We start from the raw sequence: 14,117 nt of genomic DNA on the forward strand, positions 1-14,117 counted from the left end.
TTCTGGTACGAAAAACAAACCCGCTTCCAATCTATGCACAACCCGAGGCAGCTGTTAAGGGGCCCGTAGCGGATTGGCAATCACGCTGCCGCGGACGAAAAGGAGGGTCGCCAGCGCTGCAAGTCCCGTTAGCGTCCCGGCCACAGCAAAAGCCGCTCCCCTGGAGTAGGAAAGCAGGAAACCAAAAAGCGGGGGACCTACTGCCACGCCCCAGAAGCGCACCCCGCCGTAGAGGGCAGTGACGATCCCCCGGGCATTAGGACCAACGCTCGAAGTAACCAGGGTATTAAGACAGGGAAGGGTCAGGCCTGTCCCCACGCCAGCAACACTCACCGCCGTAAAAAAGGGAACCGTGCCGCAGCAGAAAATAAGCGATAGAAGCGCCCCCGTTATGAGCAGCAGCCCCGTCACCACGACGAACGGCATCAGGTTGAGACGCCTTTTAATCGCCCACCCGGTAAGGTAGGCGGCAACACACATAAAAAAGACCGGCACGGCAAGGAGCAGCCCCTTGTGGGTCCCCCCCGCCCTGAAAGCAGTCTCCAGATACTCCGAGAGGAAGAAGAGCAGCCCGAAAAGGACTAAAAGCGCCGTCGCACCGGCAAAGAAGATGCCCCCTAAACTCCTGCCCTTCTGCCTTAGGACGGCCCCGAGCGTCAACCAATACTGCTTTAAGCCCGGGACCTGGCGGCGGGTCGGAGGCTCCGGAATCAAGAAGAGGATCGCCAGAAGTACGGGCAAAACAAGGATTGGGAAGACAAAAAACGGATAGAACCAGCCGAAAAGACCAATGGCGGCACCAAGAATCGGGCTCATGATCTTCCCTACGCCGTTGGCCGCTTCCAGGAAACCGAGCGCCCGGCTCCGCGCGGCACCACCGAAGAGGTCGCCGGCCAAGGTCATGGCTACCGGTGCGGTCCCGGCCGCACCTATTCCTTGCAAAGCCCGGCTGAGGAGGATAAAAAGGAAAGCCTCTTTCCCGGCGATGATTGCGCTGCATCCGGCAGCAAGACCACCGAGGGCGTAGAGCGCAAGGGCCGGTAGGAGTACCGCCCGCCTGCCGAACCGGTCCGCAAAGAAACCGGTGCAGGGAATTGCCAGTCCCGCCGGCACCGAGAAGAGGGTAATGATGAGACCCGCCTGAAAGGAAGAGATACCTAACGCCTTCTTCATCGCCGGCAAAACCGGAATAAGCATCGAATTCCCCAATACCATTATTAGGGGAACCCCGGCGAGCACCGGAAGGTAGAGCTTCTTCATCAGCACTTATTTTTTCGCGTCGCGTATGGCATATACGCCCTGAAAAAATCATAGCCTTTCTCCAAGCGGAGAGGGCATCTTCGGGAGGGAAGGAATTGTTTACCGTTTACGATCCGGTGGTGTGGGGAATGGCCGGAATACGCTTTCTTTCTTCCGGGATCGAATTTTCGGCCGCATTACTGATGCTCTATTTTGGGCGGGTGGAAACGGCCTTTAAAATCAACGCCGTGCTGAGTTTCGTCGGTCCAGCCGTCCTCTGTACCGTTACCTTTCTAGGCCTCTGCGGCTTGGCCGGACGGCTTTCCCCCGTTGGACTCACTAGCGTTCTTGCCGGGGTAGCACTCATCTTTCTCGGCCTCCACCACCTCCGCTCGTAGCAGCCCCTCCGCCAGTCAAAGCGATCATCTAAGTCGCGCCGCCCTTTCGCCGCCTGTCTCCCCGGCCCCAAATTTTCCTCTTATCCCGGAGGCGCTCGCTCAAAACCGCCACCAGCTTATCCGGTTCGCCAGCCGGCTCAAGTTTCCCGTCCGCCACAAGGCTCACCGTACCCGTTTCCTCAGAGACAACCACCACTAACGCGTCGGTTAGCTCGCTTAAACCTACCGCCGCCCGGTGCCTGCTGCCGAGGTGAGACGGGAGAACCTTCTGCGCCGCAAGGGGGAGGAAACAACCCGCCGCTACCACGCGATCATCCCGGATGATGACGGCACCATCGTGAAGCGCCGTATGCGGTTCAAAGATCGTCAGCAGCAATTCCCGCGAAACCAGTGCATCAAGCAGTATCCCGCCCTCGGCGAACTCTCTCAGCCCCGTCTCCCGCTCGAAGGCAATCAGCGCCCCCGTCCGGGTGCGTGCTAATTCCGCCACCGCCGCAGCCACCTGTCCCACGGCCTGCTCGCCTTCCCCCGCCCCAATCGCCCGGAGGAGAGGAGCACCCCGGCCAAGCTTCTCTAACATCCGTCTGATTTCGGGCTGAAAGATAATGACCACGGCCACGAAAGCAACCGTCCAGATCTTTTCCAGAATCCAGCTTAAAAGCGTCAGCCGCAACCAATGGGCAATCCCCGTAAGCGCGGCCAAGACCAGCAGTCCTTTCAACAGCTGCACCGCCCGGGTCCCCCGAATCAGGCTGTAAACTGAATAAGCTATGAGCACAACGAACACCACGTCCACCACGTTCAGTATCAGACGGGGTGAAAGTTCTACGGGAAGCATAGTAACCTCCTTCCGGGCGTCCCCTGAAAAACTTAAGCCGCGCCCTCACTCCTTAATAAAGGTTCGCGGCCCGACTTACCGGTTCCTGCTGAAAAATCACCCCAGGGCTTCCCCGCCCGCACGTTTACCTCCCCATAAGCCTACCGCCTGGCCCCACCGCAGAAGTACTGGTAGATGTACTGGAGGGCGAGCCCCGTGACCAGAACCCCTAAAAACCCTCGGATCAAGCGCTCCGGCAAAAACTTCTGGAGGCGCGCACCAAAGTATGTTCCGGCCAGCCCGCCAATCCCGAAGAGTGCTCCCAAGAGCCAGTCCGGGCTCACGGTCATTCCCCGGTAGAACGGGGATAAGAGCGTATAGTAGATCACCCCTACGACCGAGGTCAAGAAAGTGCCGCAGAGCGCCGCCCCGGCCACCGTGTAAACGGGCAGCCCCAACACAGCGCAGCAAAAAGGTGCGATGATCGCACCGCCCCCAATGCCGTAGATTCCACCAATCACTCCCACCACCAGCGCGAGCAGAGAAAGAACCGGCACGCTGAAGGAAAAACGCTCGCCCCAGAACTCATACTCCACCACCAGCGGGGTAAAGCGCACCGTCCGCACCACCGCTTCCGCAGGCAGTCCGGAGGCAACTTTTGCCCGCTGTTCCGCCTTAAGTCCCGCCACCCGTTCCCGGAATTTGGCCTCGAGGGCTCTGAGCCTCTCCCGCCCCTTGGCGTACCGGCCGGTCATCTCGTAGAGGAGCCGCCCCCCGAGATAGAGGAGCACCAGACCGACAAAAAACTTGAAGGAGCGAGGATCCGGGAGGTATCGCAAGCGAATGATTGCCCCGGCAAAAACCCCCGGCAGCGTGCCCGCGACCACCACCCAAGTCAGCGGCCAGGCCATCCGCCCTTCCCGGATGTAGCGCCATAACCCCCCGGGAATGGCCACGATGTTGTAAACGAGGTTGGTCGGGCTCACCGCCGGGCTTGTGAAACCGAGAACGCTAACCTGGAACGGCAACAGCAGAAAAGCACCGGAAACTCCGGCTGGCGCCGTAAAAGTAGCGACAGCCAGAGCCACCAGGGGCGGAACCAGAGGGAAAACATCGATCCCCGCCACCGGGAAATGCACCGCCACCCCTCCCCTCATATTTCGCCACGGGCCTCTTTTTGTGAAATAATTCTCTTTTTTTCAGTTTAACAGGCCAACACCCGCAGGTCAAGCAGATTCCGGACCGCCGTCACCGAAAACAAAGGGCCGCCACCACGGACGGCCCTCTGTATATCCTGCGTTTCAATTCGCCTAAACGGCGCCTTCCTTTTTCTTTTTCCGGTCAACAGTCACAATCAGCGGCTGCTCGCGTTTCAAAACCGTATCTCTTGAAATGACGCACTTGGTGACGTCGCCCCGCGAAGGGATATCGTACATCACGTTGAGCATAATCTCTTCGAGAATCGCCCGTAGCCCCCGGGCGCCGGTGTTACGCCGGATCGCTTCCTGGGCCACCGCCCGCAGCGCCTCGGGCTGGAACTCGAGGGTCACCCCGTCGAGCTCGAAAAGCTTCTCGTACTGGCGGACCAAAGCGTTGCGCGGCTCGGTAAGAATCCGCACCAAGTCATCTTCCGTGAGCGGGTCGAGCGTGACGATCACCGGCAGCCGGCCCACAAACTCCGGAATGAGCCCAAACTTCAGCAGGTCCTGCGGCAGAATCTGGCGCAAAATCTCACCAACGTTCTGGTCCTTCCGCACCACAAGCTCTGCGCCGAAGCCCATCGTCTTCGCGCTCACCCGGTTCTGGATGATCTTGGTTATCCCCTCAAAAGCGCCGCCGCAGATGAAAAGGATATTCGTCGTGTCAATCTGAATGAACTCCTGGTGGGGATGCTTTCGCCCACCCTGCGGCGGCACGCTCGCTACTGTCCCTTCGAGAATTTTCAGCAGCGCCTGTTGCACACCCTCACCCGAAACGTCGCGGGTGATTGAGGGATTCTCGGATTTCCGCGCGATCTTATCGATTTCATCAATATAGACGATACCCTTTTCGGCCTTTTCGATGTCGTAATCGGCCGCTTGGATGAGCTTGAGAAGGATGTTCTCGACATCCTCACCCACGTAGCCGGCCTCGGTCAGCGAAGTGGCGTCCGCAATGGCGAAGGGTACGTTAAGCATCCGGGCCAGGGTCTGTGCTAACAACGTCTTGCCACAGCCCGTAGGCCCCAGCATTAGAATGTTGCTCTTCTGCAGCTCAACATCCTCAATCTTTCCACCCAGGTTGACCCGCTTGTAGTGGTTATAAACCGCCACCGAGAGGATCTTCTTGGCGTGCTCCTGCCCGATAACGTACTGGTCGAGAAACTCCTTGATCTCCCGCGGCGTCGGCACATCGCGCAACTCCGCGCTGAGATCCTCACTTAACTCCTCCTCGATAATCTCGTTGCAAAGCTCAATGCACTCGTCACAGATATAAACACCCGGGCCCGCCACTAACTTCTTAACCTGGTCCTGGTGTTTGCCGCAGAAAGAGCACTTTAGGTGCCCCTTATCATTGTTAAACATAAAGAATCCACCTCGCTTAGAGCCTACTTCGGCTGTTTCTTCCGCATCGTGATCACTTCATCGATGATACCGTACTCCTTCGCCTGCTGTGCCGACATAAAGAAATCCCGCTCTGTATCTCGCTCTACCTTGTCAAACGGCTGCCCGGTATGTTTCGCGAGGAGCTCGTTGAGTACCCGCTTGGCGCGGAGTATCTCCCGCGCATGGATCTCAACCTCGGTCGCCTGCCCCTGCACACCGCCGAGTGGCTGATGGAGCATGATCCGTGCGTAAGGAAGCGCAAAGCGCTTCCCCTTAGCTCCAGCGGCCAGCAGGAAGGCCCCCATACTTGCGGCCTGCCCCAAACAGATCGTCGAAACGTCAGGCCGGATATACTGCATCGTGTCGTAAATCGCCATTCCTGCCGTAACCAGCCCGCCCGGCGAATTGATGTAGAGGTGGATATCCTTCTCCGGATCCTCCGCCTCCAAGAAGAGAAGCTGAGCGATTACCAGGTTGGCGAGGTAATCGTCGATTGTTCCGCCGATAAAGATTATCCGGTCCTTGAGCAGACGCGAGTATATATCGTAAGCCCGCTCACCGCGGTTTGTCTGTTCAACGACGATAGGCACCAGCGTCGACATCTAACCACCCCTTTTTATCATAAACCTTCAGCCTCCCCTTGATAAAGAGGCAAATTCAAGACGGCTTTCCTGCTAAGCCTTCGCCGCGGTACCGGTTTCCTCAGTTATAGCCTCCGGTGCCGCAACTCCGGCAGCAGGTTCCGGCGCTTCTTCTTTTATTATCGCCTTCTCCACCAAAAACTCAACTGTTTTGTCGCGGAGCAACTTCTGCCGGACCACTTCGAGCCGCCCGGTCGCCTCGAAGACCTTGCGCAGCTCTCCCGGATCGTGCCGGTAAAGCCCGGCGAGTTTTTGCAACTCCGCCTCAATCTCCGCTTCGGTTACCTCAAGCCCTTCGGCTTTCGCCACCGCATCGAGGACCAGCCGGGTCTTGATCGTCCGCACGGCGTCGCCGCGCAGCCGCTCCCGCATCTCCTCGGGAGTTGTATTCATGATTTCAAAAAAGCGCTCCCGCGAAACCCCGCGCCCCTCTACGGTAGCCACCATGTCCTCAAGCATTTCCTCTACCTGGTTCTCCACCATGGAAGGCGGCGGCTCCACCTTGGCGTTCTCCACCGCCCGCGCCACCACTTCCTGGCGGAGGAGAAGATCAGCTTCGTTCGCCGCCGCTTCCTGCAACCGCCGGGCAACATCCGCCTTGAGCTCCGCGAGCGTATCGAACTCGCTCACTTCCTTGGCAAAATCATCGTTGAGCGGCATCAGCTCTTTCCGGCGAAGTTCCCGCACCGTCACCTCAAAAACGGCCTCTTTGCCCGCCACTCTTTCGTCAGGATAATCAGCGGGAAGGGTGATCTTTACCTCTTTCGTCTCGCCAGTCCGCATGCCGATGAGCGCCTCGTCCAACGCCGGGATAAGATAGCCGCGCCCCGCTTCAATTTCTCTTCCCTTCACTGCGCTTCCGCGGAAAGCCTTACCATTAACGGTTCCTTTATAGTCTATTTTTATAATGTCGCCGGCAGCCACAACCCCATCTTCCACCGTTGTCAGGCGAGCGTAACGGTTACGCAACCTCTCGAGTTCCGCTTCGATGTCCTCAGGGGTAACCGGCTTCACTTTTTTCGTAACCTCTATTCCTTGGTACTGCCCCAGCTCAACCTCCGGCTTAACCTCAACCTTGGCCTTGAAAACCAAGGGCTTTCCTTCCTCCGCCTGAACAACCTCTACCTCAGGCTGCGCCACCGGTTCGATCCCCGTATCCTTCACCGCCACCGGGTAGGCTTCTCCCATCATCAGCGCCGCGGCCTCGTTATAAAGGGTTTCCTTACCGATGTACCGCTCCAGGATCACCCGCGGCACCCGGCCCCTCCGGAAACCCGGGATGATAACATCTTTAGCAAGTTTGCGGCAAGCGCGCTCCACCGCCTGACTGAAACGCTCCGCCTCTACCTCTACCTCCAGGAGGACCGTACTGTTCGCCAATCGTTCTGCCGTAGCCCGCACCAAACTTACACCACTCCCTCGGCTTCTTTAAGAAGTTATTTGGCAACAAAGCATAAAGTAAATCAAGGTATTCGGCGCCTACCCGGAAAGTCCTTTAAATTTTATCCTCCTCCGGTTGGTAAGATGCACCGAAAAAGAGAACCAGGGAAACTCCCTGGTACTTCACCTTTACTTATTATAGCCAAAGAAGATTAAAGAAAGCAATACCTCACTCGCCACGCGCCCCCGGAAGGCCTGGCAAAACATGCCTTCCCCGGAATAAGCAAGACCTTCTTGCAACTACCGTCTGGCGGCAAGGTATGCGTCTATCGCCTTAGCCGCCCTTTTCCCTGCCCCCATCGCCAGAATCACCGTTGCCGCCCCCGTCACGCTGTCACCGCCGGCAAAGATTCCGGGCCGGCTGGTCTGGCCGGTCGCTTCGTCCACCACTATCCCCCCGAACTTCGTGAGCTCAAGCCCGGGCGTAGTGTTGGCAATAAGCGGGTTGGGCGTAGTGCCGATCGCGATGATCACCGTTTCGACCTCGAGACAATGTTCCGACCCGGGCTTCGGAACCGGTCTTCTCCTTCCCGAAGCGTCGGGCTCGCCAAGCTCCATCGTCACACACTCTAGCCCCTTGACCCAACCGTTATCATCACCCAGGATACGCACGGGATTGGTGAGCAGTTTGAATTCGACTCCCTCTTCCCTAGCGTGATGAATCTCTTCCCGTCGCGCCGGCATCTCCTCTTCCGAACGCCGGTAAACGATGTAAACCTTCGCGGCACCTAGCCTGAGCGCACAACGCGCGGCATCCATCGCCACGTTGCCACCGCCGATAACAGCCACCCGTCGGCCGATCTTGATGGGCGTATCGTATTCGGGGAACCGGTAAGCCCGCATCAGGTTAATGCGGGTCAAAAACTCGTTGGCCGAGAACACCCCGTTGAGATTTTCCCCGGGTATCCGTAAAAACTGCGGCAGCCCCGCCCCGGTGCCGATAAAAATCGCGTCGTAGCCCTCTGAGAAAAGCTCGTCAACACTCAGGATCTTACCGATTACCATGTTGGTTTGAATCTCTACGCCGAGCTTTTTCAGGTTGTCAATCTCCCGCTGCACCACGCGCTTTGGCAGCCTGAACTCCGGAATCCCGTAAACCAGAACCCCTCCGGGGGTATGGAACGCTTCGAATACGGTCACCTGGTAACCCATTTTGGCGAGGTCGGCAGCGCAGGTAAGACCGGCCGGTCCGGAGCCGACTACCGCAACCTTTCCTTTTGGCGGCGCAGGGTTCGTAGGCTCGTGGCGGGGTTCCCCGCAAGAGGCCGCGTAATCGGCCGCAAAGCGCTCGAGCCGGCCAATCGCGACCGGTTCCCCTTTTTCTCCCCGCAGGCAATGTTTTTCGCACTGGTTCTCCTGGGGACAGACCCGCCCGCAGATCGCCGGCAGGTTGTTGGTTTCTAGTATCTTATAATAGGCCTCGAGAAACTTCCCCTCTTCAATGAGCATAATAAACTCGGGAATTTTTACGTTTACCGGACAGCCTTGCACACACCGCGGTTCCTTGCACCGGAGGCAGCGCCGGGCCTCTTCCACCGCCTGCTCGGGAGTGTAGCCGAGAGCAACCTCGTCGAAATTCTTAATCCTGACCTGCGGGTCCTGCGCCGGCATCGGCACCTTGGTCTTTACCAGGTTGGGCTTACGCCTGGGCTCCGCCATCAAACTCCCTCCTTCAAGCTACGCTGGAGCAGCTCCATGGCCGTTTTCTCCTCTTCCCGGTACATGGCCGTTCGCTTGATCACCTCGTCAAAATCGACCAGGTGGCCATCGAACTCCGGCCCGTCAACGCAGGCGAACTTCGTCTGGCCGCCCACCGTAAGCCGGCAACAGCCACACATTCCCGTGCCGTCCACCATTATCGGGTTCATGCTCACCACCGTTGGCAACCCGTATTGTCGCGTAAGGTTGCTCACCACCTTCATCATGATGAGCGGGCCGACGGCGATTGCCCGGTCGTACCTGTTTCCTTCGTCGAGCAGTCTTTTCAAAACGTCGGTAACAAATCCCTTATGCCCCTTGGAGCCATCATCCGTAGCGATATAGAGGTTTGCGCAGTACGGTTTAATCTCCTCCTCGAGGATGATCAGGTCCTTGTTGCGTGCGCCGATGATGCAGTCAACCTTCGTCCCGCGCCTGTGCAACTCCTTGACCTGAGAAAACACCAGCGCCGTCCCAAGCCCGCCGCCGACAACGACCACTCGCTGCAACCCCTCGAGGTGGGTGGGTTTACCGAGAGGCCCCACTAGGTCGAGGATGCGGTCCCCTTCCTCAAGCCGCCCGAGAAGCGTAGTGGTCTTACCGACTTCTTGAAAAATGATGGTAACCGTCCCCTTCTCCCGGTCGTAGTCCGAAATCGTCAGCGGTATCCGTTCCCCTTTTTCATGGACCCGCAGAATCACAAACTGGCCCGGTTGCGCCTTCTTGGCGATCAGATGGTTCTCAACCTCAATAAGCTTTACGGCCGGCGCCAGGACCTTTTTTTTCACAATCCTGTTCACCGCCACGATCCCCCCTCCATATAACGTAGTAAAAATCCCCCCTACGTTGGGGGGATTACCTTTTAACGCTGCCGGAAGGTCTTCAAGTAAGAATCGCAATAAATCTCCTTATTTAAGATAATGTTCGCCGTAGCGGCAACGTCCACCAGCTCGCTGTCCTCTACGTCCGCAATGGCCGCATCCAGCCCGCAGGCCATCGCCATCGCCAGGAAGGTGCGGTTGATGAGCGGCCGGTTCGGGCAGCGCTGGGAAATATTTGAAAGACCTACGACCGTCCGCGGCGCCGGAGTCGCCAGGAGCTTCACCTGCCGGATAACCTCCAGGACCTCCGGTCCGTGGTCCTGGCCTACGTTCACCGGTAACACAAGGGGATCGATATACAGCTCATCTAACGGAATCCCGTGGGCATCTGCATTGGCCACCAACTCCATCGCCAAGGCCAACCGGTCGTGCGCGTCTTTCGGGACGCCTTTTTCGTTCATCGCCAGTCCGATGATGGCCGCCCCGTATTTGGCCGCCATCGGGAAGTAAATGTCCATCTTCCACTGGTCGGCGGTGGTGGAGTTGATCATCGCCTTACCCCGGTGGACACGCAAACCCGCCTCGATGGCATCCGGGTTCGTGGAGTCGATACAGCATGGCAGCGGACTTGCCTCCTGCGCCACCTTTACAAGCCACTCCATTACCGCCGGCTGGTCCTCCGCCGCTACTGTCGGGCCGGTATTGATATCGAGATACCGCGCGCCGTTCTGCGTCTGCAGGATGGCGTGTTTTTTAACGGGCTCCGGGTCGCGGTTTATAATCGCCTCGCGGATGTCTTTGAACATCCCGTTGATGCGCTCGCCAATTAAAATCACCATTCTCGCCTCCTCTTAATATTTCTGCGGCTGCATCATCTTGGCAATGTGCTCCTTGATGTACTGCAACGATTCCGGGTGGCGCACCACGGCAATGTGACCGCCAGCGTGAATGAGGGAGACGGCCGTGGTTACCTCCCACAAAATGGCCCGCTTCTTATGCTCCCCCCACTCCGCCGTGTCGGGTGTCTTCGCCTCTTTGGTCTTCCAGACTTCCTGCCCAACTAACAGGATCACCGGCATGGAAAGCATCTTGTCCCCCATCAGCGCCCCAGTACGCACCCGCTCAATGATCGAGTAGGCATACTCGATTCCGTAACCAAGAGCACCGATCGAGGGGTCGATCACGATCCGGTTAGGCTCCAGGTTCATCTCGGTGATCAGGATGTTGAGCTGCTTTGCCAGGTTAATGTCAAGCGGGCTGGAGGCGATTACCGCATGTCCGTTGGCGATACAGCCCGCAACGATCGACTTATAGTTCTCCTGAGTCGCGCAGCCAAGGAGGCAATTCCTGCCAGACAGGGCACTAGCCACTTCTGGAAGAACCGCGGCATCTTTTTCCTCCACGCCGCAGCCAAGCACAATGAGCGGCACCTCAACCGCTTCGGCCACCGCAGCCGCCACCCGTGCTGCCTCTTCCGGTGAAGCATTTTCCCCGTCCGGGTGGGTGCGCGTCAACCGCAGCGCCACAAGATCAGCCCCGTAATCCTGGCACCTTTTCGCCCAGGCTACCGGGTCGCTCAGAACCCCTTCGTAAGCCCCGGTCAGAAACTCCGGCCATTCCTGGGGCGGTGCATCGAAAACCTCGAGTGCCACCACCGGAGGGTTCGGGATTTCCCCTTCGAAGTGGAGGAAGGGCAGTGTCGCGTCGCCCCCCACTTTGACCTGCCTCGGGCCGGTGCCGAGAACCGTCTCAAGACACCTGCTGGCCCACCGTTCTTTGGCGATTGCCACCGTCATCGTTACCCCAACCTTCCTACAAAATTTTTGTTTGCGATAGAATCTCACCGACCGCTACCACCGCCGGCGAATCGTCCGGCAGGGAAACAAGTGGCCGGGAGTGAAGATCGTATTCGGTCACCGCCGGATCCGCAGGAATCAACCCCGCATATTCAAGGCCGGTAGCTTCAATTTCCGGCCACAACACATTTATATCGGCGGGCTGTCCCCGGTTGATGACCAAGTATTTTTTCTTGACCCCCAGCTTCAAACTATCGGCCAACTCCCGGATGCGCCCGGCCGAACGGACCCCCCTAACCGTCGCATCGGAAAGGATAAAAAGAACATCCACGTTTTGGGTGGTCCGGCGGCTTAAGTGCTCAAGCCCCGCCTCGTTATCCATCACCACATAACGGTAGTTTGCCGCCAAATCTTTGAGGAAGCCGCGCAAGAGATTATTCACGTAACAGTAACAGCCGGGTCCCTCCGGCCCCCCCATTACCAGTACATCTACGTCTTTCCCTTCGGCTAAGGACTGGTGAATCCGGTAAGCAACGTACCTGTCCTTGGTCATCCCCGCCGGGATGCTCTCGCGGTCCTCCGATACCGCCCGCATAATATCGGCAATTGAATCGGGCGCTTCAATTCCCAGTGCCTGCGATAGATTCGCATTGGCGTCTGCATCCACGGCCAAAATGGGCCGCTTGCCCGCTTTGAGTAGGTGCTTGATCACCAGCGCCACGAAGGTGGTCTTCCCCGTGCCTCCCTTACCTGCTACCGCAATAAACATCAATCACGTTCCTTTCCTAGCGACGGAAAAAGGCTTAAATCGGTGTGCGGCAGGAAGAGCGCCGACATAAACTCTTCCATGAAGCGATTGCCGACGCTGAGTTCCACGTAAGTGACCCGCCGGGCAATTGCCTTCATTTCTTCCCAAACCGCCTGCGAGAGAAGCGCCAGACGCGCTCCCTTAAGGGAACTGTTGCCAATATAAGTATAACGCTCGAGTGGTAGATCGGGAAGCATCCCAATCGCGATTGCGTCCCGGATATTCAAGAATCTCCCGAATCCACCCGCGATAAAAACCTTTTCCACCGCCTCGAGCGGCAGCCCCACATTCGCCAAGAGAGTCCTGATCCCGGCAAAAACGGCCGCTTTTGCCCGCATCAGGTTCTGGATGTCGGCCTGCGTGACGAAAATTTCTCTACCGGTACCCGTCTCATTTTCCCACGCCAGCACAAACTCCAGACCTTCGCTGCCTTCCCGGACCCGCGGCGACTCCTGATCCGGCACAAACCGGCCGCCCCGGTCTATGACACCGGCCTGGTGGAGGGAAGCCAGCAGATCGATTAACCCGGAACCGCAGATACCGAGCGGTTTCTCTCCCCCAACGGTTCGGTAAATCACCTCAAAGCCACCCGGGAGAACCCGCACCGCTTCGATCGCGCCGGACACCGCCCGCATCCCGCAGGTAATCCCGCTTCCTTCGAAAGCCGGTCCCGCCGAGCAGGCACAGGCCATAAGCCACTCCTGATTTCCTAGGACCATCTCCCCGTTGGTGCCAATATCAAGGAAGAGGCTGAGCGGTTCCGCCGCCGCGATACCGGAAACCTTGATCCCCGCCGTTATATCGCCGCCGACATAGCTCGCAACTCCCGGAAGGCAGTAAACCCACGCCTCCGGGTGCGCAGCAAGACCCAGTTCGGCAGCTCTGACCGGGGGCGGCATGTTGACCGCCGGGATGTAAGGTTCGAGGCGGATGTAGGTCGGATCTATCCCGAGGAAAAGGTGCACCATCGTCGTGTTCCCGGCACAAACCACCGCCCGGACATCCTCCGGGTTCAAACCGCGAAGACGCAGCAATTCGCCAACCAGCCCGTTTACCGTCTCCGTTACCGCCTCCCGGAGCGCCGCCTGGCCGCCGGCAGTTTCGGTGGCGTAGATGATCCGCGAAATCACGTCGTCCCCAAAAGCCGCCTGGCGGTTATATGTTCCCGCCGTTGCGACCACGTTTCCGGTGGCAAGGTCTACCAGCTCTGCCGCCACCGTAGTCGTCCCGATGTCTACGGCAAGACCAAAGGGCCCCTTCAGGTCGCCACTGGCAGGGATAACCCCCTGAATCTCCGTTGCGCCCTCGACCGCCGCCAACTCAACGGCCACCTGCCAGTTCGCCTCCCGTAGCACCCGCGGGAGGCTGCGCAGCAGCGCGTAACCCGCCCAAAACGGCGCCCTTTCCCCGTGTTGCTGGAGGGTCCAGGTCAGCCGTCCGTAATCGTCCGTGTTGTCGCTCAGCGTCGGCGGCGCCAGCGTGACGAGACGGCGCCCGAAAAGCGGCCGCAGGGAGGTCTCTGCCGTTTCAATAGCCGTCAGAACCCCTGACTCGCGCTCCTCAAGGAGCACGCGGTGCTCCGTAAGCCTTGATTCCTCGGGAACGTAAACGGTAACCTCATCCTCCGGGACCGCGAGGCAGGCGAGAACCCAGCCCGCCGCCGCCTCCTCCGGAGTAATCCTGCCCTGGCCGGAAAGGCTTACCCTACCACTTTTAACCTGGACACGGCAGCGGCCGCAGACCCCTTTGGCGCCACACGCGCCGCGTAGCGTGATCCCCGCCTTGGTTGCTGCCTGGAGAAGCGTCTGGCCTGGCTCTACCGTAACCGAAAGCTTATCCGGGAGAAAGAGAACCGTCTTTCCCGGCATGACGGC

Annotated in this window: 13 protein-coding genes; 1 reads left to right on the top strand and 12 read right to left on the bottom strand. The window is 58.6% G+C overall.

Annotated features, from left to right (window positions below; genetic code table 11):
- Positions 1-54 precede the first annotated feature (54 nt).
- On the bottom strand, positions 55-1,260 hold the full coding sequence (locus EDD75_RS03995) for an MFS transporter (RefSeq protein ID WP_245963106.1): 1,206 nt from the start codon (positions 1,258-1,260) through the stop codon (positions 55-57).
- Positions 1,261-1,355: 95 nt separating this feature from the next.
- On the opposite strand from EDD75_RS03995, the gene EDD75_RS04000 reads away from it, so the two are divergent.
- Positions 1,356-1,637 (top strand): YqhV family protein, encoded by a 282-nt coding sequence (locus EDD75_RS04000; RefSeq protein WP_123928480.1) that lies wholly within the window; start codon positions 1,356-1,358, stop codon positions 1,635-1,637.
- 28 nt (positions 1,638-1,665) lie between these two features.
- Here the strand turns inward: EDD75_RS04000 and cdaA are convergent, their stop codons facing one another.
- The 11 genes from cdaA to EDD75_RS04055 form a co-directional block, all read right to left on the bottom strand.
- Positions 1,666-2,475, bottom strand: a complete 810-nt coding sequence (gene cdaA, locus EDD75_RS04005; RefSeq protein ID WP_123928483.1) for a diadenylate cyclase CdaA — start codon at positions 2,473-2,475, stop codon at positions 1,666-1,668.
- A 140-nt stretch (positions 2,476-2,615) separates the two neighbouring features.
- Entirely contained in the window at positions 2,616-3,599 is a 984-nt protein-coding gene (locus EDD75_RS04010; RefSeq protein ID WP_245963062.1) for a sulfite exporter TauE/SafE family protein, read from the bottom strand.
- Between the two features lie 165 nt (positions 3,600-3,764).
- On the bottom strand, positions 3,765-5,018 hold the full coding sequence (gene clpX, locus EDD75_RS04015; RefSeq protein ID WP_123928486.1) for an ATP-dependent Clp protease ATP-binding subunit ClpX: 1,254 nt from the start codon (positions 5,016-5,018) through the stop codon (positions 3,765-3,767).
- 23 nt (positions 5,019-5,041) lie between these two features.
- Positions 5,042-5,641 (bottom strand): ATP-dependent Clp endopeptidase proteolytic subunit ClpP, encoded by a 600-nt coding sequence (gene clpP / locus EDD75_RS04020; RefSeq protein ID WP_123928490.1) that lies wholly within the window; start codon positions 5,639-5,641, stop codon positions 5,042-5,044.
- Between the two features lie 72 nt (positions 5,642-5,713).
- Positions 5,714-7,081: a trigger factor gene (gene tig / locus EDD75_RS04025; protein WP_123930273.1), complete on the bottom strand. Its 1,368-nt coding sequence runs from the start codon at positions 7,079-7,081 to the stop codon at positions 5,714-5,716.
- Between the two features lie 279 nt (positions 7,082-7,360).
- The gene (gltA, locus tag EDD75_RS04030; RefSeq protein ID WP_123928493.1) at positions 7,361-8,779 is read right to left on the bottom strand and encodes an NADPH-dependent glutamate synthase; all 1,419 of its coding nucleotides are present in this window, start codon (positions 8,777-8,779) and stop codon (positions 7,361-7,363) included.
- Complete coding sequence (locus EDD75_RS04035) at positions 8,779-9,618, bottom strand: sulfide/dihydroorotate dehydrogenase-like FAD/NAD-binding protein (RefSeq protein ID WP_123930276.1); 840 nt, start codon at positions 9,616-9,618, stop codon at positions 8,779-8,781. Before EDD75_RS04035 ends, gltA begins: the two co-directional genes overlap by 1 nt.
- 62 nt (positions 9,619-9,680) lie before the next feature.
- Positions 9,681-10,478 (bottom strand): methyltetrahydrofolate cobalamin methyltransferase, encoded by a 798-nt coding sequence (locus EDD75_RS04040; protein ID WP_211328089.1) that lies wholly within the window; start codon positions 10,476-10,478, stop codon positions 9,681-9,683.
- Positions 10,479-10,490: 12 nt separating this feature from the next.
- Positions 10,491-11,435 carry an acetyl-CoA decarbonylase/synthase complex subunit delta gene (locus EDD75_RS04045; RefSeq protein WP_123928495.1) on the bottom strand — a complete coding sequence of 315 codons (945 nt, stop codon included), beginning with the start codon at positions 11,433-11,435 and terminating at the stop codon, positions 10,491-10,493.
- 16 nt (positions 11,436-11,451) lie between these two features.
- A complete protein-coding gene (locus EDD75_RS04050) occupies positions 11,452-12,204 on the bottom strand; it encodes an ATP-binding protein (protein ID WP_123930282.1) in 753 nt (250 codons plus the stop codon).
- Positions 12,204-14,111 carry an ASKHA domain-containing protein gene (locus EDD75_RS04055; RefSeq protein ID WP_123928498.1) on the bottom strand — a complete coding sequence of 636 codons (1,908 nt, stop codon included), beginning with the start codon at positions 14,109-14,111 and terminating at the stop codon, positions 12,204-12,206. Before EDD75_RS04055 ends, EDD75_RS04050 begins: the two co-directional genes overlap by 1 nt.
- Positions 14,112-14,117: the final 6 nt, after the last annotated feature.

Source organism: Thermodesulfitimonas autotrophica (assembly GCF_003815015.1).
GTDB lineage: Bacteria > Bacillota > Desulfotomaculia > Desulfotomaculales > Ammonificaceae > Thermodesulfitimonas > Thermodesulfitimonas autotrophica.